Here is a 22,133-nt window from a genome sequence, read left to right as displayed (position 1 = left end):
ATCCCAAATGAACCTATATTCAGAACATTACGTAAGTCAAAAAACTGAAAGGTTTGTGAATAAAATTTGGTGTCTCAATAACAGCATCGGCGAAAGCCTGATTGAGAATAAACTGGTTTTGCCTAACGGTTGTTTTAATCTCGCAATTGTGAGCGGTAATTCGATACAAGTTCATACAAGTAAACAAAAATATGAAATGGACGAAGGATTTTACTTTTGTTCGCAAATGACCAATAAGGTTTTGGTTAATATTCAAACCAAGACTAAAGTTACTATTATTCAACTTCATGCCTCGACACTTTCGATGTTTCCGAAATATGATTTAAGCAATTTTACAGATGCTATTATTAAAGTTGATGCAAACGAATTGCCTTTTCCTACTAAAATTGAAACGGATTTACACAGCGATATTTCGGCATTATTAAATACAATTAATTCTTATTTTGAAGAATTAAACACTTCGCATCCTGATAAAAATATAGTCGAAAAAATCTGTGAAAAAATCAAAATTAATAATGAAGAAATTACAGTTTTGGGAATTGGAAAAAGCTTAGAAGTATCTCAACGATTATTGCAGATTAAATTTAAAATTGCGACCGGACTTACGATTAAAAAATACATTCAGATTTTAAAATTCAGAAAATCAGTCGATCAAATGGTGAATTCTGATTTGGATAAACTTAGTTTGACTGATGTTGCACTTTATAACAAATACTTTGATCAGTCCCATTTCATCAAAAAGTTTAAAGATGTAACGAAGACAACACCAAAAATGTTCAATTCAGATTCTTATTTTCTTTCTAAAAAAAGGTAACATTTCGCATTTGTACAATTTTGCTACATTTGATTGCATTAATATTGCAAAATCATCATCAATCAAATCAATCAAAAATGAAAATCATCAAATCATTTTTCCAGCTAAAAACGTTTTTAGTTGGAATACTCTTATTCCAATTCTATATTGGCTTTTCTCAGGAAGAAAAAAACTCGGCTTTATACAAAACTATTATGTCGAGAGATAGTCTTCTTTTTAATGTGGGCTTTAATACCTGCGATGTATCACAATTCGAAAATTTACTAAGCAACAATTTTGAATTTTATCACGACAAAGACAGCATTCAGGACAAAGTTTTATTTCTAAAAAACATCAGAAAAGGTTTGTGCAGTTCTACCAAAACGTATCAAGCCAGAAGAGACTTAGTTGAAGGCAGTACAGAAATTTATCCATTATCTAAAAAAGGTGTTTTGTATGGTGCTTTACAAATTGGAATTCATCAATTTTTTGAGCCTACGCCTGAAGGAAAAGATAAATTTGGAAGTACGGCAAGATTTACTCACGTTTGGATATTAGAAAGTGGTGTTTGGAAACTGAGAAGATCTTTTAGTTATGATCATCAAGATACGAATACAGCCGGCACTAAATCCAGTATTTTTGATAATGATCAGGAAATTGAAAAATGGCTAAAACAAAATAATGTTCCCACTTTAGGAATTGGCGTTATCAACAACGGAAAACTACAAGAAATCAAAGTTTTTGGCGAGCTTAAAAAAGGAATTTCCGCACCATATAACACAATATGGAATGTAGCATCATTGACAAAACCAGTTACGGCGATTGTAGCCTTGAAACTGGTAACTTCAGGAAAATGGAACTTAGATGAACCACTTTACAAATACTGGACAGATCCGGATATAGCAAATGATCCTAACACAAAATTATTAACGACAAGAATCATTTTAAGTCATCAAACCGGTTTTCCAAACTGGAGATTTATGAATGATTCCGGCAAATTAGACTTTAAATTTAAACCCGGAACAAAATACCAATATTCAGGCGAGGGATTTGAATATTTGCGAAAAGCTTTGGAACATAAATTTCATAAAACGTTAGATCAACTGGCAGAAGAATTGATATTTCAACCGCTAAAAATGACTGATTCCCAACTTATCTGGAATGACAAGTTAGATCTTTCAAGGTATGCAATTGGCTACGATAATAAAGGAAATGCATATGAACCTACTAAAAACAAAACTGCAAACGCTGCTGATGATTTACTAACTACAATTGAAGATTACGGGGCGTTTTTATGCAGCGTAATGAATAGTGACGGATTAAGCAAAAAGGTATTTGAAGATATGACAACTCATCAGGTTGAAACCAAGAAAAATAAATATTTTGGACTTGGTTTCGAAATCTATGATTTAGGAAATAACAATTATGCATTGTCACACGGCGGAGCAGATAAAGGGGTTCAAACCATTGTTTTATTGCTGCCAAAAACAAAACAAGGCTTGATTATTTTTACTAATGTTGACGACGGTTATAAAATTTACGAAAAAATAGTGAATCATTATTTAGGAGAAAATGGAAGAAAAATTGTTGAAATTGAAACAAAATAAAAAAATGGAAAATAACAAGAAAGAAATTTTGACTCCCATGGTAAATATAATAGTCCTTTTTATTCTGTTTTTAAGCAGACAAGCAGTTGCTCAAACCAATAGCGAAGTTATAAAAATGGATGTTTTAAAAACTGAAATCATCAAAATGGACAGTTTACTTTTTGATGTTGCCTTTAATCAATGTGATGCAGCACAATTCAAAAAAATAATAGCCGACGATGTTGAATTTTATGATGACCGTTTTGGTTTGAATATTTCGAAAGAGAATGAAATAAAATCTTTAAACGCAAAATGTTCCAGACCAGAAAAACTAACTCGAAAATTAAATTCCTGTACGATTGATAAATTAGGAGATTTTGGAGCCGTACAAATAGGCGAACATACTTTTTATATTGATGGAAAACCTGAAGGGACCGGAAAATTTATTCATATCTGGGAACGAAAAAATAATGACTGGAAATTAAAACGTATTGTTAGTTACGAGCACAGACCTATCAAAAAGTAATTTTTAATAGGTCTTAGCCTTCATTGTTTAGAAGAAAAATAAAAATAATTAAATGAGATTGAAACTTTATTCAATGTGAGTCGTCTAACTAAAGACAACAACATAATCGCATAAGACTATTAAAGTTTCAATCATCAAATCAAAAAATAATAAACGCTCAACGGCGGTAATCTTTATCTTACCAACTCCGATAGTTCTGGTTTACTACCAAAACTATCGGAGTTTTTTTATCTTAAAAAATGTTTTTCCCATTCGATATTTAGTATAAAAAAAACTATTTTAGCGGTGCCCAAAAAAAACAATTATAAATCCCAAATCAATCTGATTTACAATCGTTAAAATTGTAAATAACATCTAAATACCTATGAAAAAATTAAAGAAGCAATCTCTTTTAGTTTTATTACTATGTCTTTTTATTCCAAGTTTTTGTATTTCTCAAACTGCTTCTACTCCAATTCCTGTTGCGGTTCCCATGCCTACTCAGCAAAACAAAATTATAATTGATAAAATTGTTGAAGCAACGCATTACAAAAATTATGTTATTGATTTTTGCCTGGAGACTATAAACGAAGCTGCTCAAAAAGAAAATTGGAACGATAAGAAAACTGTAGAAATTACTGAAAGTATTAATTATAAAAACTTTAGAGATGCTGTTTACAATTTGTTTGCGTTTTACAACGAAATAGAATTAGAAAATTTACTAAAAACTTACAAACAAGATACTGCTTATCAAACCACAAATGTCATGATTACTAATGATGCTCTTGGATATAATTTAGAGATTTTCGCCAATGATATTGTTCGAGGGAAATATAAGTGAAAGGTTCAAAGTTGCAAAGGCTCAGAGGAACAAAGGTTTCTTTATAATGCAGAAATCTTTGTCAATGTTTAAAACTTTGACAAAGATTGCACAAACCTTTAATTTCTGCATAAAGCTTTGTGTTCTTTTTGACTAAAACAAAAGCATAAAAAAAACTTTGCGAATCTTTGCGTAAAAACTTTGTGATATTGGCAGTAAAACAACACAAGCCAAACTTGAAACTTTAAACCTGAAACTAAAAAAACTATTCCTTCTTCGGTTTGAAAACCAATTTTGTTGACGTTTTTACAATCTCTTCTCTATTCAATTTCATTTTTCTGAATTTTCCTGCGTTGTACATTTCCGCCTGGTCACTGTAATGTTTACTGAAAGGATTTCCGGATTGTCCTGTTGGTAAAATGCTCCAGCTGTTTTCTATGTCTGAGAAATCGACAATTCTTCTGGTTGAAGGTCCGCCTTTTACGTAATATTTACCTTCATTTGTAAGTCCGAAGAATTGATTGTTTATTACTTCATTTGATCCCGGAGCGGCAAAAGGTCCAACATCAAAAAGTTTACGCAAAGCAGCAATTTTCCCTAAAGGATGTTCGTGTTCTACAGTATGTACTTTTTCCCATTTCCAATCTTTAATTTCATTTCCTAGTTGTTTCTGAAGTGCTATTACGGATTCATGAAATGATTTTGAAACAATCTCACTTCTGGTTTCTTTTACATTTTTGGTTTTAATATTATCCCACCAAACCGAATTTTCATTCTCAATTTGTCTTGCAATAACTTGTTTTCCAAGAGATAATCCCAGAAACAAATTGAAATTATCGTCTCCCATTTCATCTTCAAAAGTATTTTTCAAGTATAAATAAATCCATTTATTATAAATAGTTGGCGCAACATCTTCAAGATTATTCGTTCCTTTCCAGGATTTTAAAACTCCAATGACTTCTTTTTCTTTTGATGAAAGTGAGTTGGTGTCTACATTCGAAATTAAACTTTGAACCACGCCCGGAGAAATTGGCGACGTATTATCAAAAATCATTTTACCAATTGCTTCTTTATCCCAATCTGATTTTGCATCCATTAAAGTTGAAATTCTTTTCGCACGATCTTCCGGCAAATAATATCCAGGATACAAATAACCATCAATCGCTTCCGGTTGATTATTGGCTGAATATACATAACCCCATTCAGGATTTTCGGCAGATGGATTTTTAGAAAAATCCAAATATTCTGCAATATCATCTTTGCCAGTTGCACCATCTAAAATCAAATAAGAATTCACTCCTTTATTGTGTTTGTAAAGCGTTCCTGTCGCCCACCAAGCCACATTACCTTTAGCATCGCCATACATTACATTTAATCCCGGCGCAGCAACTAATTGAACGGCTTTCCTGAAATCATCTTTGCTTTTTGCATGTGAAAGTCCGTAAACAGCATCCAAAATCTGAATAGGCTGTTGCGTATAAATCCACGACATTGCAATTGGATTTTTTTTATCCAAACGTTCTAATAAATCATTCATGATTGGTCCGTGTCGGCTGGATTTAAGCGTCAAAACCACATCTGAAGTATCTTTTACCTTAATTGTTTTTTTTCTGATTTCATAATTTGCAAAACCCGTTGGAGTTTGATATTGGTTTGAATCTCCTACTTTATTTTTTTCCTGATAAAAATCAATATCATCATTTTCAAACATTGTTAATCCATAGGCATAATCACGATTGTGCGCTAATAAAGGATATGGAGTTCCTGCCAGATAACAACCGTATAATTCAAAATCAGGTGTTATTAAATGCGCTTCGTACCAAGTTGCCGGTTGAGAAAAACCAATATGTGGATCGTTGGCAAAAATCACTTTTCCACTTTTGGTTTTCTTTGGTCCTGCAACCCAGCTATTACTTCCCACAAAAGGAGGAATTGGGCTATTATCCAACAATGCCGCTACAGATTTTGCAATTGTACTATATTCTTCAATATTTTCTTTTGAACTTTTGATTTGCGTGGTATTAAATTCGCCTTGAATGCCTAAATCCTTCAAATATTCAGCGCCATATTTATTGCGGATATCCGTTAATAATGGATCTGTTTTTTGAGCCATTGCAAAACTAAAAGACATATACCCAAAAATATTATAAACGTCTTTTATCGTGAATTTTTCTTTTTTAACTCCAACCAAAGTAAACTCAATTGGCGTTGTTCCTTCGTCTAAATATTGATTAATTCCATCTAAATATGCCAATGTCATTTTATAACTTTGGCTGTTTTTATCTAATTTTGCAATGGCTTTCGCCGATGCTTCTTCAATACCAATTCCGGAGAAAAACTTATCATTTTTAAGCGCAACAGATCCAAATATTTCTGATAATCTCCCAGGAGCAATTCTACGAAGCAATTCCATTTGCCATAATCTTTCCTGCGCGTGAACATATCCTAAAGCTGTCATTGCATCTTTTTCAGAATTAGCATAAATATGAGGAACTCCAAAATCATCAAAATAAACTGTAGTTTCCTTCTCGATATTTTTCAATTCAATCTGACCCTCATATTTGGGCTTCAAATGAAAAATGTAGCCACATAATCCAATTCCAAGAATAACAATCAGGACAAATAAAACCAGCAGAATTTTTTTAGTTTTTCTCATATTCAAAAAAAGTATAATGATAAATGGTTTGGTAATAATGTAACTTAAAAAACTAATCGTATAAAAAACATTACTTTTAAAAGTCTAAATTTATGTATTTAAAATCAATACGATAAATGTCAATCTATAAAAAAATAGCAATAGGTGTAATTTCAGTCTTTCTTTTTGTGATTTTAGTCAATATTGGTTTCAATTATTGGATAAAAAAACAATTGCCTATAATTATAAATGAGAAAAACACAACTGCTTACAATATTCATTACGAGAAAATCGAGGTTTCGCTTATCTCCAGAAATATTAATGCCACGACATTATTAGTAAGTCCAAAAAATGAACCAAAAGATAGTAAAAATGGGCTTTTCGCTAAAATTGAATCTATTACAATTAAGCATTTTAATATTTGGGATTTAGCGTTTCACGATATTATTGAGGCCGAAAGCATTATCATCAATAGACCTCGTGTAATTTTATATAAAAAAGGTGAAAAACTTTTGAATAATAATAAAAGCATAAAAAACGTCATCATTGAACCTTTTCGAAAAATTGTTGCTGTTTCCAATATTTATTTAAATGAAGGAACCGTCGATGTGGTTTCATTAGATACCAATAAACCAATTTTAAGTGTAAAAAAAATCATTTTAAAACTGGAAGGTATTTTGATTACAGATGCTACTTTAAAAGAAAAAATTCCAATGCAATTCGAAAAATATGTTTTGGTATTTGATAGTTTATATTACAAACCCAGCGCATTTTATCATATGAATATTGGTAAAATAAGTACCGAAAATAACTTTTTAAAAGTTAAAAAATTTTCTTACCTGCCTGAGTTTGGACGAAAAGAATTTGTCAAAAGACTGGAAAAAGAAAAAGATATTTATACCATCAAATTTGATTCGGCTCACATTGAAAAAATGGATTGGGGCTTTAAAAATGACAAGTTTTTCTTTAAGGCAAATTCGCTTATCGTTAATCATGCTGATGCTAATGTTTATCGAAATAAAATCCCAAAAGATGATTTGAGCAAAAAATATCTGTACAATCATTTATTACGAAAAATTAAATTCCCGCTTCAAATTGATACCATTCAAATTCTAAAATCGAAATTGGTTTATGAGGAAGAAATTGATTTTTCAAAAGGTCCGGGTATTTTAAATTTTGACCGTTTTAATATGTATGTTACGAATATAAAAAGTGGTTTTGGCTTAAAAAAAATGGCTGACGTAAAAATAAAAGTCAATTGCCTTTTCATGAAAACTTCACCTTTAAATGTCGACTGGAGTTTTAATGTTCTGGATCTAAAAGATAGTTTTCATATTCAGGGCGTGATTTCAAATTTTGATGTTAGAGCGATGGGACAATTCAGCCAGCCGTATATGAATGCGTCTTTTACCGGAACTTTTAATAAATATCGTTTTAATTTTTATGGAAACGACAATATTTCAAAAGGAAATGCTTCCTTAGATTATGACGATTTAAAAGTGAAATTATACAAAAAGAAACATCCTGAAAAAGAAGCAAAACTTAAATCAGCGATTGTTAATTTACTTGTCAAAAACGACTCAAAAGACAAAGCAAAAAACGCAGATGTTGAATTAGAAAGAATTCAGGAGAAATCATTCTACAACTTTTTATGGCGAAGTATTGCAGAGTCTTTGAAGAAGATTTTGATTTAGCCGCGAATTATTTTTTGCGCACGAATTTCACTAATTTTCACGAATTCATTTGGAGTAAAAGTTTAGTCCCTAACGGGACAATCGTACTAGGTGACAACTTTTTATTTCTACCAACATTTAACTCCTAAAGGAGTATAGCTACAATAATACTATACCTCGTAGAGGTCAAATGTTGGTAATAAAAAATAATTGAAATTTATAATTGTCCCGTTAGGCACTACACGATATTGGCAAAATAATTCGTGCTAATTCGTAAAATTCTTGGCAACCACTTTTCCAACATTTAAAAACCTGACAATTATCAGGTTTTTAAATAATTTATTTCCCAACATTTGTTTTTATTTTAATTTAAAACAAATGACAAAAAAGCCTTTACATACTTTTCATATTCCTGTTATGGGGCTCGCATATACAATCGACAGCCCAATAAGAGTGGCACAATATGGAATTTCATCTGTGGTTTCTATAGCCGATGATGATTTAATTGAAAAGATGCGTAATTTTTACAGCACTAAATTCAATTTTCAATACGAAGAAATAACGCAGAAATTTCACGATTACAGAGCACAAAGAATCACTTCATATCTTAATCTGGTTGATAAAATTGTAAAACAAAAGTTCGACAATTTTAAAAATGAACTTATAGAAAGCAAAACGGCGGTAGAAAATTATATTGCAATGCTGCCTAATACTTCGGATATTAAAAAGGGTTTTCAAAATCTACTCGATGATGGAATTTCTTTTACAGAAAACATTCAAAATTATATCGAATCGCATCTTTCTCCGGGATTAATTGATGTCAATATCATGACAAAACTAGATAAAGATAATTTTGAGAAAAACGAACAATTGCCAATCGAATTCAATGATGCCCATGCAGCTTTAAGAGGTTTTGCAAATAGTAATCTCGAATCTTCTGTTGTACTTTCAGCGGGAATGAATCCGAGATTGTTTAGCTATTTTGAGAATTTTTCAGATTTTTTTCCTAATCTGAATAATGAACTAAAAAAGAAAATTACTTTAAAGGTAAGTGATTTTAGATCTGCCATGATTCAAGGGAATTTCCTTGCTAAAAAAGGACTTTGGGTTTCTGAATACAGAATTGAATCGGGATTAAATTGCGGCGGACATGCTTTTGCTACTGACGGGCTTTTATTAGGTCCGATATTAGAAGAGTTTAAAGAAAAAAAGGATCAGCTTATTCAATCTGCGCATGAGTTGATGACAAAAGTATTACAACAAAAACAATTTCACACACCAGAAAGTCCTTTACCTCTTAAAATTACAGTTCAGGGCGGTGTAGGAACTGCCGAAGAACATGAGTTTTTATTAGAAAATTACAAAGTTGATTCTGTAGGTTGGGGAACGCCATTTTTATTAGTTCCGGAAGCCACATCTGTAGATCAAGCAACTCGTGAATTATTAATAAACGCAAAGGAAGAAGATTTATATTTAAGTCATATTTCACCATTGGGAGTTCCGTTCAATACTTTGAGAGGAACTACAAATGAAATTTTAAGACAAAAAAGGATTGACCAAAATAAAGCAGGAAGTTCTTGTCCGAAGAAATTCCTTGCTTTAAGCAAAGAATACGATCCACAAGGAATTTGCAGCGCTTCTAAAAAATATCAGGATCATAAACTTGCAGCATTAGAAAATGTAAAAGAAACAATGTCAATCAAAGCTTTTGAAAAGGCAAAATTTGATATTACCGAAAAATCTTGTTTGTGTGTAGGTTTAGCAAATGCATCGTATTTAGAGAATGATATTAAAATAAAAGGACAAGCTCAAGGTGTAATAATCTGTCCTGGTCCAAATATGGCTTATTTTGACCAAGAAGTTTCTTTATCTGATATGTTGGGTCATATTTATGGAAACAAGTCGGTTCTAAGGACGGAAAACAGACCGAATTTATTTGTAAAAGAATTGAAAATGTATGTTGATTATTTCAGGAATGAAATCGAAAATGTTTCCGGAGACATCACCAATTCTCAACTTAAGAAATGGAATACTTTTAAAGCCAATATTCTTGAAGGGATTGAATACTATGACAATTTCCTTTCATCTTCATTATATTTTAGAAATGACTTAAATAAGATTAAAGAAGAGTTTGATTTTTATAAACAAAAATTAGAAGCCATTAAAATTCCCAGTCTGGAATTAGCTTAAAACACAAAACCCCGATTTAAATTAAATCGGGGTTTTTATATTATATAAGAAATAGATCTATTCTTTTTTCTTTTTGCTATCGATAACAGCACCAGTTCCAGTTCCCAAAGCAGCACCCGCTAAACCACCAATAATAGCGCCTTCGCCTTTTCTCTTACTCACAATAGCTCCAGTTGCAGCCCCAACTCCAGCACCAATTACGGCACCTTTAGCAGTTGCGCTCCATCCTTTTTTCTTTTTTGTAGTCGTTGTAGTAGCAGTTCCATCTGCTTGTTGTTGATGTACTACCACAACTTTTTGAGATTCTACTTTTTGTTGTTCTACTTGTTGCTGTTCTTTAAGGTTTGCCATTTCTGTCTTCATTGAATCAATAACTTTTTGTTTATCAATTTCAACTCTCATCGAATCAATGCTAGCTTGTTTTGCTTTATTAATATCCTCTTTTCCCTGATTTTGACAAGAAATGATAGATAAAGCAACTAATATAATACATAAGCTTTTCATGATTGTAGTTTTAAAAATTTATACTCTACAAATTAAAGAAGATATATATTAACGGCGTTACAAGATTTAGTTAAAACGTTATAGAATTTGAAGATTATAGATTTGAAGGTGAATTTTAAAATAGATTTCTTTACCCTTTTCTGAAAATGTTGTTTCACGCAGATTTTACATATTTAAGCAGATTATTTTTGAAGTTACTATCTAAAAATAAGATCGCAAAGACTCCAAGTCGCCAAGTTTTTTTCTACACACAGATTAAAAAATTAAAAGGATCTGCTTAAATTATTTTAAATCTGCGTGAAAAAAAACTTTGCGTCTGTGCGACTCTTTGCGAAAGAATATTTTTTATTTACCTAAAATTCCTTTTTTCAGAATTTGTCCAAAATCATACATATCTTCATAAGAACAATATAACGGAACTGGCGCCAAACGAATTACATTAGGTTCACGCCAATCTGTAATAACACCGTTTTTCATTAAATAGTCAAATAAACTTCGCCCTTCTCCGTGTAAAAATACTGATAGTTGGGACGCTCTTTCTTCAGGATTTGAAGGCGTAATAATTTCGAAATTACCTTTTACTTCCTGATCAATTTCATGTAAAATAAATTCTAAGTAAGATGTGATTTTATCTCTTTTGGCAATTAAAGCATCCATCCCAACCTCAGCAAACATTTCTACCGAAGCTAAATAAGGGGCTAAAGAAAGTACGGGCAAATTACTAATCTGCCAGCCATCAGCTCCATGGACCGGATCGAAGTTGGGTTCCATTTTAAAACGGCGCTCTTTATTATGTCCCCACCAACCAGCAAATCTTGGTAAGTCTGGATCATTATGATGTTTTTCATGAACAAAACAACCAGAAGCATTGCCAGGTCCTGAATTCATGTATTTATAACTGCACCACGCAGCAAAATCTACATTCCAGTCATGAAGCTGCAGTTTAATATTTCCTGCAGCATGAGCTAAATCCCAACCTACTTTTGCACCTGCTTTTTGTCCGGCTTCGGTTATGGTTTTAATATCAAAAACTTGTCCTGTATAATAATTTACTCCGCCAATTAAAACCAAAGCCAGTTCATCACCCACTTCTTCAATTTTTGCAAGAACATCTTCCAGACGAATATTGTGTTCGCCTTCACGACGTTTGATTTCTACAATTGCATCTTCTGTTTTGTATCCGTGAAAATGTACCTGACTTTGAAACATATACTGATCTGAAGGAAATGCTTTTTCCTCGCAAATTATTTTATAACGCTTTCCTTTTGGCTGATAAAAAGAAACCATTAATAAATGCAGGTTTACCGTTAAAGTATTCATTACCGTAACTTCTGATGGCAATGCTCCAACTATTTTACTTAATGGTTCTGCAAATCTTTCCTGATAATCCCACCAAGGTTTTTCAGCATAAAAATGACCTTCAACAGCAAGATCTGCCCAATCATTCATTACTTCGTCGATGTATGCTTTGGTTCGTTTAGGCTGTAATCCCAAAGAATTTCCTGTAAAATAAATTACTCGTTTATCATTTACTTTAGGGAATATAAATTGATCCTGATATTGATTTAAGCTATCTTCTGCGTCAAGTTGTTTCGCGAATTCGCGTGTATTTTGAAAAGTCATTTTGTTTGTTTTGAATCGTAAAAATAAGAAATGTTTCTTTTGTTTCAAGTTTCAGGTTTCAAGTTTAACGTTCTGCAAAACTTGAAACCTGAAACAAAAAAACTTGAAACCAATTTTAAATAAAAAAACCTGTCATCGCTGACAGGTTTTATATTTTATTCTAAATATCTAATTAGATGATTAACATCGCATCTCCGTAAGAATAGAATTTGTATTCTTCTTTAATTGCTTCTTCGTATGCTCTTTTCATTAAATCGTGACCACAAAAAGCAGAAATCATCATTAATAATGTTGATTTTGGTGTGTGGAAATTTGTAATCATACAGTTTGCAATACTAAAATCGTGAGGAGGAAAAATAAATTTATTTGTCCATCCTTCAAAAGGATTTAAAGTATTTTGAGATGAAACTGAACTTTCGATAGCACGCATCGAAGTTGTTCCAACAGCACAGATACGTTTTTTAGCAATTTTAGCTGCATTTACAATATCACAAGCTTCTTGTTTGATGATCAATTCCTCAGAATCCATTTTGTGTTTCGATAAATCTTCAACCTCAACCGGATTAAAAGTTCCTAAACCAACGTGTAATGTTACTTCAGCAAAATTGATTCCTTTGATTTCTAATTTTTTCAAAAGGTGTTTTGAGAAGTGTAAACCTGCAGTTGGTGCAGCTACAGCTCCTTCTTCTTTTGCATAAATAGTTTGGTATCTTTCAGCATCTTCTGCTGTTACTTCTCTACTGATGTATTTAGGAATTGGAGTTTCTCCAAGTTCTGTTAGTTTGTTTCTGAATTCTTCGTAAGAACCGTCATATAAAAAACGTAAAGTTCTACCACGAGAAGTCGTGTTGTCGATTACTTCAGCAACTAAAGAGTCGTCGTCACCAAAATAAAGTTTGTTCCCGATACGGATTTTACGAGCCGGATCAACTAAAACGTCCCAAAGACGTTGCTCTGAATTTAATTCTCTTAATAAGAAAACTTCAATTCTTGCTCCTGTTTTTTCTTTGTTTCCGTACAAACGTGCAGGGAATACTTTTGTATTGTTAAGAATCAAAACATCTCCGTCATCAAAATAGTTGATAACATCTTTGAACATTTTGTGCTCTATAGTTTGTTTTTGACGATCGATTACCATTAAACGAGATTCGTCTCTGTTTTCTGCTGGAAATTCCGCTAAAAGTTCTTTCGGTAAATTAAATTGAAAATGTGATAATTTCATTTGAGAAAGTTATGAGTTATAGATTTCGATCAGGATTATTTGAAGACCTGATTTTTAATCGTGTGCAAATATACGATTGTGAGATAGGCGTTGTCAAGTGTTTTGATGTTTATTTTCAAAAGTCGTTGATTTAGTGGTGTTTTAAGAACATAAAAAAATTGTTTTTCACCATATAAGTTATATAAGTTCATTTAATTTTGGATGCTGCAAAAAATTGGTGGTGTTTTTATTTGGCTAAAGCCGAAAAAACTAAACGCAAAAACGCCTAGTTGAAACTAGGGGCTATTCAAATTATGCTCATTTTTATTTAAATGAACTTATATCACTTATATGGTTTAAATCTACAATTCTGAAATTTCGAAGTTCAATGCTTTTAAATCATTCCAGAAATCAGGATAAGATTTAGAAACTACCTCAGCATTTTCAATAATAATTGGCACTTTTAATGCTAAAGGAGCAAATGCCATTGCCATACGGTGATCGTTGTAAGTGGCAATTTTCACATTATGATTGATGTTTTCTGAAGGTGTTAGAGTCAAACTATCATTTGTAACCGAAATATTAGCTCCTAATTTTGTCAATTCAATTCTAAGTGCTTCAAGTCTGTCGGTTTCTTTGATTTTTAAAGTATGAAGTCCCGTTAAATGACAACCAATTCCTAAACCTAAACAGGTTACAACAATGGTTTGTGCAATATCCGGTGTATTATTTAGTTCAAAATTTATTGTTCCAAATTTAAAATTCTCTTGTTTTACCAATGTCATTTTATTGTCCTGAAAAGTAGTCTGAACTCCTAATTGTTCATAAAGTGAAACTAATTCAGAATCTCCTTGCAAACTATTTTCTTTATAACTGCTTAAAGTGATTGAAGCTGTATCAGCCAAAGCGACTAAACTAAAAAAGTATGATGCAGAACTCCAGTCAGATTCTACAACCATTTCTTTTGAAACTACTTCTGCTTTCGGGTATACTTTGATTATATTGCCTTCAAAACTAGTCTGAATATCTAAATCTTTCAGTAAAGCCAAAGTCATTTTGATATACGGAATCGAAGTGATTTCTCCTTCTAAAGTCAGTTCTAAACCATTTTCTAATTTTGAAGCTACTAATAAAAGTGCCGAAATATACTGACTGCTTACATTTGCTGCCAAAGTAACTTTTGAAGCCGTTACTTTTTTTCCTTTGATTTTGATTGGTGGATAACCTTCTTCCTTTTCATAAGAGATTTCAACTCCTAATTGTGCTAAAGCTTCGACTAAAATTTTTATCGGACGTTCCTGCATTCTGCTTGAACCTGTCATAACAACGTCGCGACCTTCGTTTACGGCAAAATAAGCGGTTAAAAAACGCATTGCCGTTCCTGCGTGATGTATGTCTACAATTTCATCATCACCTAATAAAGCTTTTTGCATTACTTCGCTATCATCAGAGTTGGAAGTATTGGCGAGTGTAATATTTGGAAATAATGCTTTTAGAAGTAATAAACGATTTGTTTCGCTTTTTGATCCTGTTACTGCAATTTGTCCTTGTAAATTATGTTGAGTTGTTTGAAGTAGTAAATTCATTTTTTTAATTGTAAGTTGTAAATTATGAATTATGAACGATTAGAAACGTAATTCAGCCACGCAATTTACCACTCCCCACTCATAATTCAAAATTCAAAAGTCATAATTCAAAACTTATGAGTGATATTTCACAATTATTTTAATTTATCGTTGTTTTTATGACGATCCTTGTCGCGAATTGATTTCAAATCCATTTTTTTATCAAAAGCAGCTTGTAAATCAATTCCGGTTTGATTGGCAAGACATAAAACTACAAAAACAACGTCAGCTAATTCCTCGCCTAAATCTTTGTTTTTATCACTTTCTTTTTCTGATTGCTCACCATATCTGCGGGCAATTATCCTGGCAACTTCTCCTACTTCTTCTGTAAGTTGTGCCATATTGGTTAATTCATTAAAATAGCGAACACCATGTTCTTTTATCCAGGTATCTACATCAAGTTGTGCGTTTTTCAAGTCCATAAGTTATATTTTTTTTAGAACAATTTTTTCGTTTTGACTCGCGACCATTTTCTGAAAAAGATTTTTTAATCCCTCATATTGATCAGCTGCAAAAATACTATTGTTAATTTCTTTTGAACTACTTATTTGAATTTTGTTTCCTTCGTTTGATATATTTAACAGATAAACAATTTCTTTATTTTCGGACACAATCCTAACAGGCGTGGGCAAGGATTCGACTATATAACCTTCAGGGATTTCTAAGTTTACATTTATTTTTTCCTGAGTTGGATATCCAAAATAAACCGGCATTTGTCTTGTTTCCTGATTAAAAGGATTTTTAGATCTTGTAAAAAACAACAACGGATTTATGAAAATCTTCCCGCCTATAATATCTACATGATTTTCTGAAACTAAACCAAATGTTTCAATAACGGGATCTTGAAAATTCGTTTTTTTATTCTCAATTGTGTAATTAGAAATTTTTAAATCTCCCAATTTCTCTTCTAATTTTTCCAGATAATTTTCCTGAGCTTTATTGGCATTTTCTATTCTAAAAATATAAGCATCATAATCTGTTCTTTGAATTTTGATTTTGCCTTCTATTTTTCCAAGATCATCAATTTTCACGAGCAAAGTCGAAGCTTCTCTTGATGTTTTAGTGGGAACTAAATTAATTTCTGTAGAACTTCCATCATCCTTGATTAACCTTCCTTTCCAGTTTAAAATGTTTAGTGGCAAAATTCCCGGATAAGTGAATTTATGAGATGCATCAAGCAAAATTTGTTTCCCGTCAATTTCAGCGGCTGCAATTACATAATTAAAACCGGTTCTTGTGGGATAAACCGGCACTCCGTTTTCGATTGTGCTCACTAAAACGGGATTTACATCAATACCTCCCAATTTCAGCATATTGATTAAAATAAAATTGATTTCGGCTATGTTTCCCAGTTGATCGGCGTATGCTTTTTTTACACCTTTATCTGTGAAACAATCATTGACTTCGTTCCAGTTCATTTTACTCTGAACAAATTTAAAAATGATATTTAATCTTTCATTTTGAGATTCAACATTAGTCAGCAATCGCTTGACATCTTCTAATAAAAAACTTTTTTCATTAAGTTCTTTTCCAAAATTTTCACTTTTAAAAATACTGGTTGCAACGCCTTCCCAAGTCATCGCATAGTCTTTTACGGGCTGATCCGGATATCGAACTCTTTCTAATTCATGATGAATAGATCCTGTATAATTTTTGATATTATCTACAAACGGCTCATTTGTTAATGCCGGAATATCTTTGCCTTTATAAAAAGCGCTAATTTGCTTGTATGATATTGACTTGGTCATATTGTGCTCATCCGCAAAAGACTGATTTGCATTAGTGAATTTTGATTCAGCTTCAATTTTATGACTCCCTGTTAAAATTGGCTTATAAATATAGTATTCGGGAATATCTGTCTTATATTCAAAATAGCTAACTGGAATATCAAATTGAAAATCAAAATCAGGCAATTTTACAATGTTTTCAGATTTTAGAATATATCTGTATTCTATAATAGAACCCACTTTGACATTAGGTAATGTTATCGTTTTTTCATTCCAGAACTTGTTTACTTTTTTCTTGAAAGTTCCCTGATTATCGAGTTTTGTTTTTACGATTGATCCGTTTTCCAGATTATATGTAACCGCATTTGAAAACTCTAATCGGTCCTCATTCAGCGATTCATAACCAATATAAAAATGCACTTTTTGATCTGCCCATTTTAATCCTTCTTTTTTATAAATTTTAATCTTAAATTCATAAACGTGATTGGCATAAAAGCCTTTGTCTTTGTCATAAGTGAAATACGTTCTGGCTTTTTTAAACAAAATTGTAGCCGGAGCAGTTGTATCTTTTGGATTTGATTTTTCTTTTAATTCAGTAATAGTTACTTTTCCCAACTCATAATTTTGAGCTTTGGTATTTAAAATTCCCAGAAATAAAAAAACAGCTATTACTAAGCTTTGAAACTTCATATTATATTCTTTTTAAAACAATTTTCTCAGTTTCTTTTGCAATCATACTTTTATAGTATTCTTTAAGCATTTCATATTGCTCTGTAGAAAATATTGCTTCATTAATTTGATGCTGAACATTTAGTTGTAATAAATTACCATTTGTACCTATATTAAATTTAAACACACCTAAATTATCCTGCATATTGACAACTGCCGACTGTGGCAATGTTTCAACCATAAATCCTTCAGGAATCTGAAGCGTTATATTGTATTTATCTGTAAAAGGAAATCCAAAATCAACCGGATATTCTCTCACTTCCTGTTTAAAAGGATTTTTTACATTTGTAAAGAACAACATCGGACTTACATATATTTTCCCGCCTATTATCTCACATAAATTATTTCCTGTAAACGAATATGTTTCTATCGTAGGCAGCAACAATTCTTTTTCATTTGCTCTGGCATAATCGCTTATTTCGATTTTGCTATTTTGGTTTTCGAGTTTTTCTAAATATTCTTCTTCTTTAACTCCATAAATATTACCTCTGGTAATTAATGCATTATAATCTGTACATTGCCTTCTTGTTTTTCCCGTAACTTTACCTTCCGGATCAATACTGTAATTCATAAAAACAATATCGTTTGAGGCATTTTTAGGCATCAGGTCCACTTCTTCAGAGCTTCCGTCTTTTCTAATCAATCTTCCTGACCAGTTTAAAGCTCTTAAAGGCAAAACATTTGGAGTCGAAAACTTATCTGAAGCATCTAATAAAATATTCCCGTTTGGAGTTTCAACAGCCGCAATTACATAATTAAAAGCAGTTCTGTTCGGGAAAATTGCAATTCCGTTAGAGCGCGTGCTTACTAAAACCGGATTTGCCGTTAAACCCGCATAACGCAACATTGCCGTTAGCATTAAATTAATGTCTGCAACATTTCCTGTTTTTTCTTTATAAGCTTTTTTAACGCCATTATCACAGCTATATCCTGTGTAGTCATTCCATTTTACATTTGTTTTTACATGATCTAAAATGGCAAGTATTTTTTCTTCATTTGTATTTTTACCTACAAGTAATTTTTTTAAATCTTCTTCAAAGTAACCTGTTTTGTTTAATTCTGGACCAAAGTCATCATATTCGTAAATTGTTTTTACAACTGAATTCCAATCTGTAGAATACGACCTTACAGGTTGATTAGGAGATTTAACCATCGACAATTCATGTTGGACACTTGAAGTATAATTGTCAATATTATTGATATAATCTTCATCTTTTATAGCAGGAAAATCGATAGCCAAATAAGTAGTTTGAGTTTCCATATAATCCAACTTATCTGTCGAAAACGATGTGTTATTTCCTAATGATCTTTCTTTACTTGTGAGAAGAATAGATTTAGGATATTGCTCTGTACTAACTTTAGGAAAAACATAACCTTTTTGTCTGGAATTAAAAACGTAATACTCCGGAACAAATGTTATAAACTGTGAATAATTTACCGGAATACTCGTTTGAAAATCCCACTCTCTAATCATGCGATCGCTGGGACTTCTAACCATATAACTAAATTCAATAACAGATCCTTCTTTAACATTAGGCATTGTTATTTTTTTTTGCCCTCTATATTTATTTATGATTTCATCAAAAGAACCGTCGCTCTTTAATTTCGTTTTTTCAATTTTACCATTTACCAAATTATAAGTAACAGCGTCAGAAAAACTTACTTTCTCTTTAATACCATTCGCATTATAATACCAGACGTTTTGATTTGCCCAGTTATAACCTTCTTTTTTATAAATCTTAATTCTGGTTTGGACTTCTGTTATGGTGACAAAACCATCATTTACATCATATTCTATTCTGGTTTTTCCTTTTTTGTACAAAATTGCAGCTGCAGCCGATGAATCTTTAGGATGTACTTTTTGCTCTAATTCCGCAATAGATACTTTTCCTAACTTAAATTCCTGAGCAGTAACTTTTGAGAGAAAAAGTAACAGTATTGACAGACTTAAAAGTTTAATAAATTTCATTGGTTCGTTTTGGTTAAATTAGTTTTTGGTTAAAATAATTTTGGCATTATCGTTTCTTGAAACCTGCTCCATAAAAAGGCGATATTCATCATATTCCTTATTAGAATATTTTCCTTTATTTACCATTATGGAGCGTTTATAAGTCAGTTTATTATTTTCTTTTTTGATTATTTCGGTTTTATATTCTCCGAATTTTCCTTTCAATTCAAAATTTGCAGGCAAAAATTCTATTGTAAATCCCGTTGGTAAATTAATTTCGATTTCATCCGAATCTAAATAACCACGCTGAATCTGAAATGGACTTTTTCTATTTCGGATTCTTTTTACATTAGCCGAACTCTGATTGAAAGCATCAACGGTAAAAATCATTTTATTGGCTGAAATTGTTGCATAATTAATTGCATTTAGCTGAATATCCTCAGTAAAACGAATATCTTCCTTATTGTTAGTAAAGGCAATTTTTCCTAATTTAAGATTATTGATATTATCCCAATATTCTTTGTAATGCGATTCCTTTTCTGTGGGTTGTAAATTTTCAATTCTCGCTTTTGAAGTATATTGAGAGCCTTCGGATATTATGGAAACAGCACCTGAAAAATGACCATTTTCATCTATTGTATACGTTCCTTTATCTTGTTGCGTATTTCCGCGATCTTCATATAATTTAGTTCTCACAATTTCTCCGCCTTCTGGTTTAATAATCAAAACATCACGATCATCTGTAAAAGTTCCCTGATACCCAAAAGGATCGTCCTGACTTGTACATTCCAACCACATATAATGATTTCCATTTGGGATAGATAAAATCATGTGATTTCCCTGCATTGACACAAAATCAGATTCGATGTTCGTTTTATAACTATCACCATATAAAACTGTATTGTATGATGGAACATCTACAACTTGCAAAAGTGCTTTTGTATAATTTGTTAGTGCTTTACAATCGCCATATCCTAAACGATCAACATCTGTGGCTAACATGGGTTTCCAACCGCCAATACCAACCTGAATGCTGACATACCGGGATTTTTTTTGTACAAAGTCGTAGACTAATTTTGCTTTTTTGACAGGATCTTTTTCATCTCCTACAACAGCTTTGATTTTTGTTTTGGTTTCTTCTGATAAATCTGTAGTTCCTGCTAATATTTTTTCCGAATACCATTTTCCAAAGTCAATCCAATTTGTAGCCTTACCATCAACACCTTCAAGATGGAAACGTTCTAAACCCATCATTACTTTAGGAAAAAGATCTTTATATGACGGACTGTAATCTTCTTTTTTTTGTGCTAAAATATTGGTAGCAACATATGAAAGTTGTGTATTTGTATCTAATCCTTTTTTAATATTAAATCCTGAAAATTGAAATTCCTTCTTTTTAAAACCTAAATCAGATGGATAAATAAGATTTAAAACAGATTTCTCAATACTTGTATTGAATCCTCTTAAAGGCATCCAATTAGGAAGAAAAGCAGTTGATGACGTTTGTACTTCGCTAGTAAATTCAACGGTAAATGGATATGAAATTGCAGTATAATCTAAATAAATAATTCGGCTATCAGAGAAAAGCGTACTTCCGCCAACAACACTTTGATCTTTAAAATCCTTTCTTTTGATTCTTTTAATTTCTTTTCCAAAAGCATCATAAACAATGGCTTCGATATTTTTAACCGATGTTGATTTATCATAATACTCATATGCTTGAGTGGCATCAAAACCTTTTTCGTTTAAAACCGTGACAACGCGATGATTTTTAGTATTCAGGCTTCGTTGTGATAAAATTGAAATATCAGTCTGATCAAAACGAACTATGGAATTTGCATTTTCTTTAAGACTATCCGCAATTGCAGTTACGGCCAATTCGCTCTTTTGAGCAGAAGAAATAAGGGTAATAAGGAAAAAAAAGAGAGCAAAAAAATGCTTTTTCATTAGTAAGTAATTTCGTCAAATATATATTATTTTTAGAAATTCTTAACATTTGTCTAATAAAATTTTAATCCCTGTTTTTACTGTCCATCAAGATTGTTACGGGTCCATCATTCAAGAGATTAACTTTCATATCTGCACCAAAAATTCCGGTTTGAATTTTCTTACCGAATTCCTTTTCCAAAGACTTAACAAAATTCTCATACATTGGGATTGCTAATTCCGGTTTTGAAGCTTTTATGTACGAAGGACGATTTCCTTTTTTTGTAGAAGCATGAAGTGTAAATTGACTTACTACAATAATATCGCCATCAATATCCTGAACAGAACAATTCATAACGTCGTTTTCATCACCAAAAATTCTCATTTTGATGATTTTTCCAACTAACCAATCAATATCTTCGTGAGTATCGAGATCTTCAATTCCAACCAAAATCAATAAACCTTTTTGGATATCAGCAACTTTTTGATTATCAATTGTTACTGATGCTTCCGAAACTCTTTGAAGAACTACTTTCATGTTAATGGTTAATTATGAATTGTAAATTGTTAATTATTCTGACGATTATTGTTTGCGAAATTATTCTGGCAATTAAATTTGATCAGGCAAGCTTTGTAATCAACAATTAT

16 protein-coding genes are annotated in these 22,133 nt (G+C 31.7%); 6 read left to right on the top strand and 10 right to left on the bottom strand.

The features are described from left to right. The first annotated feature begins 7 nt into the window (after positions 1–7). The 4 genes from KHA90_RS12450 to KHA90_RS12435 all read left to right on the top strand — a co-directional run bounded on the left by KHA90_RS12450 (position 8) and on the right by KHA90_RS12435 (position 3,725). A complete protein-coding gene (locus tag KHA90_RS12450; RefSeq protein WP_213300119.1) occupies positions 8–814 on the top strand; it encodes a helix-turn-helix domain-containing protein in 807 nt (268 codons plus the stop codon). A gap of 77 nt (positions 815–891) precedes the next feature. After that, positions 892–2,400, top strand: a complete 1,509-nt coding sequence (locus tag KHA90_RS12445) for a serine hydrolase (protein WP_213300116.1) — start codon at positions 892–894, stop codon at positions 2,398–2,400. A 4-nt stretch (positions 2,401–2,404) separates the two neighbouring features. Beyond that, positions 2,405–2,905: a nuclear transport factor 2 family protein gene (locus KHA90_RS12440; protein WP_213300113.1), complete on the top strand. Its 501-nt coding sequence runs from the start codon at positions 2,405–2,407 to the stop codon at positions 2,903–2,905. Between the two features lie 364 nt (positions 2,906–3,269). Next, positions 3,270–3,725: a hypothetical protein gene (locus KHA90_RS12435; protein WP_213300110.1), complete on the top strand. Its 456-nt coding sequence runs from the start codon at positions 3,270–3,272 to the stop codon at positions 3,723–3,725. Between the two features lie 244 nt (positions 3,726–3,969). Here the strand turns inward: KHA90_RS12435 and KHA90_RS12430 are convergent, their stop codons facing one another. Beyond that, positions 3,970–6,360 carry a penicillin acylase family protein gene (locus tag KHA90_RS12430; RefSeq protein ID WP_213300107.1) on the bottom strand — a complete coding sequence of 797 codons (2,391 nt, stop codon included), beginning with the start codon at positions 6,358–6,360 and terminating at the stop codon, positions 3,970–3,972. Between the two features lie 116 nt (positions 6,361–6,476). On the opposite strand from KHA90_RS12430, the gene KHA90_RS12425 reads away from it, so the two are divergent. Both KHA90_RS12425 and KHA90_RS12420 read left to right on the top strand, forming a co-directional pair. Continuing rightward, the gene (locus KHA90_RS12425) at positions 6,477–8,033 is read left to right on the top strand and encodes a hypothetical protein (protein WP_213300104.1); all 1,557 of its coding nucleotides are present in this window, start codon (positions 6,477–6,479) and stop codon (positions 8,031–8,033) included. A gap of 357 nt (positions 8,034–8,390) precedes the next feature. After that, positions 8,391–10,202: a hypothetical protein gene (locus KHA90_RS12420; RefSeq protein WP_213300101.1), complete on the top strand. Its 1,812-nt coding sequence runs from the start codon at positions 8,391–8,393 to the stop codon at positions 10,200–10,202. Positions 10,203–10,259: 57 nt separating this feature from the next. Here KHA90_RS12420 and KHA90_RS12415 read toward each other — a convergent pair whose 3' ends face one another. The 9 genes from KHA90_RS12415 to dtd form a co-directional block, all read right to left on the bottom strand. Beyond that, on the bottom strand, positions 10,260–10,706 hold the full coding sequence (locus KHA90_RS12415; protein ID WP_213300098.1) for a YMGG-like glycine zipper-containing protein: 447 nt from the start codon (positions 10,704–10,706) through the stop codon (positions 10,260–10,262). A gap of 345 nt (positions 10,707–11,051) precedes the next feature. After that, entirely contained in the window at positions 11,052–12,329 is a 1,278-nt protein-coding gene (gene kynU, locus KHA90_RS12410) for a kynureninase (protein ID WP_213300095.1), read from the bottom strand. Between the two features lie 172 nt (positions 12,330–12,501). Then, positions 12,502–13,551, bottom strand: coding sequence for a tRNA preQ1(34) S-adenosylmethionine ribosyltransferase-isomerase QueA (gene queA, locus KHA90_RS12405; RefSeq protein WP_213300092.1), 1,050 nt, complete (start codon positions 13,549–13,551; stop codon positions 12,502–12,504). 341 nt (positions 13,552–13,892) lie between these two features. After that, on the bottom strand, positions 13,893–15,116 hold the full coding sequence (gene aroA / locus KHA90_RS12400; protein WP_213300089.1) for a 3-phosphoshikimate 1-carboxyvinyltransferase: 1,224 nt from the start codon (positions 15,114–15,116) through the stop codon (positions 13,893–13,895). Between the two features lie 134 nt (positions 15,117–15,250). Then, a complete protein-coding gene (locus KHA90_RS12395; protein WP_041518431.1) occupies positions 15,251–15,577 on the bottom strand; it encodes a nucleotide pyrophosphohydrolase in 327 nt (108 codons plus the stop codon). A gap of 3 nt (positions 15,578–15,580) precedes the next feature. Further along, positions 15,581–17,572 (bottom strand): DUF3857 domain-containing protein, encoded by a 1,992-nt coding sequence (locus tag KHA90_RS12390; protein WP_213300086.1) that lies wholly within the window; start codon positions 17,570–17,572, stop codon positions 15,581–15,583. 1 nt (position 17,573) lies between these two features. Then, positions 17,574–19,580 carry a transglutaminase domain-containing protein gene (locus KHA90_RS12385; RefSeq protein ID WP_213300083.1) on the bottom strand — a complete coding sequence of 669 codons (2,007 nt, stop codon included), beginning with the start codon at positions 19,578–19,580 and terminating at the stop codon, positions 17,574–17,576. An 18-nt stretch (positions 19,581–19,598) separates the two neighbouring features. Further along, complete coding sequence (locus KHA90_RS12380) at positions 19,599–21,506, bottom strand: DUF3857 domain-containing protein (RefSeq protein WP_213300080.1); 1,908 nt, start codon at positions 21,504–21,506, stop codon at positions 19,599–19,601. A 64-nt stretch (positions 21,507–21,570) separates the two neighbouring features. Next, entirely contained in the window at positions 21,571–22,023 is a 453-nt protein-coding gene (gene dtd / locus KHA90_RS12375; RefSeq protein ID WP_213300077.1) for a D-aminoacyl-tRNA deacylase, read from the bottom strand. Between the last annotated feature and the right edge of the window lie 110 nt (positions 22,024–22,133).

The sequence above is a fragment of the Flavobacterium psychroterrae genome (assembly GCF_018380615.1).
GTDB lineage: Bacteria > Bacteroidota > Bacteroidia > Flavobacteriales > Flavobacteriaceae > Flavobacterium > Flavobacterium psychroterrae.
Note: the sequence above shows the minus strand (reverse complement) of the source record. Positions and strands in the feature narration are given on the sequence as shown.

Coding starts and splice junctions, on each gene's coding strand:
- KHA90_RS12450 (WP_213300119.1), top strand. CDS start 8: ATGAACCTATATTCAGAACATTACGTAAGTCAAAAAACTGAAAGGTTT.
- KHA90_RS12445 (WP_213300116.1), top strand. CDS start 892: ATGAAAATCATCAAATCATTTTTCCAGCTAAAAACGTTTTTAGTTGGA.
- KHA90_RS12440 (WP_213300113.1), top strand. CDS start 2,405: ATGGAAAATAACAAGAAAGAAATTTTGACTCCCATGGTAAATATAATA.
- KHA90_RS12435 (WP_213300110.1), top strand. CDS start 3,270: ATGAAAAAATTAAAGAAGCAATCTCTTTTAGTTTTATTACTATGTCTT.
- KHA90_RS12430 (WP_213300107.1), bottom strand. CDS start 6,360: ATGAGAAAAACTAAAAAAATTCTGCTGGTTTTATTTGTCCTGATTGTT.
- KHA90_RS12425 (WP_213300104.1), top strand. CDS start 6,477: ATGTCAATCTATAAAAAAATAGCAATAGGTGTAATTTCAGTCTTTCTT.
- KHA90_RS12420 (WP_213300101.1), top strand. CDS start 8,391: ATGACAAAAAAGCCTTTACATACTTTTCATATTCCTGTTATGGGGCTC.
- KHA90_RS12415 (WP_213300098.1), bottom strand. CDS start 10,706: ATGAAAAGCTTATGTATTATATTAGTTGCTTTATCTATCATTTCTTGT.
- kynU (WP_213300095.1), bottom strand. CDS start 12,329: ATGACTTTTCAAAATACACGCGAATTCGCGAAACAACTTGACGCAGAA.
- queA (WP_213300092.1), bottom strand. CDS start 13,551: ATGAAATTATCACATTTTCAATTTAATTTACCGAAAGAACTTTTAGCG.
- aroA (WP_213300089.1), bottom strand. CDS start 15,116: ATGAATTTACTACTTCAAACAACTCAACATAATTTACAAGGACAAATT.
- KHA90_RS12395 (WP_041518431.1), bottom strand. CDS start 15,577: ATGGACTTGAAAAACGCACAACTTGATGTAGATACCTGGATAAAAGAA.
- KHA90_RS12390 (WP_213300086.1), bottom strand. CDS start 17,572: ATGAAGTTTCAAAGCTTAGTAATAGCTGTTTTTTTATTTCTGGGAATT.
- KHA90_RS12385 (WP_213300083.1), bottom strand. CDS start 19,580: ATGAAATTTATTAAACTTTTAAGTCTGTCAATACTGTTACTTTTTCTC.
- KHA90_RS12380 (WP_213300080.1), bottom strand. CDS start 21,506: ATGAAAAAGCATTTTTTTGCTCTCTTTTTTTTCCTTATTACCCTTATT.
- dtd (WP_213300077.1), bottom strand. CDS start 22,023: ATGAAAGTAGTTCTTCAAAGAGTTTCGGAAGCATCAGTAACAATTGAT.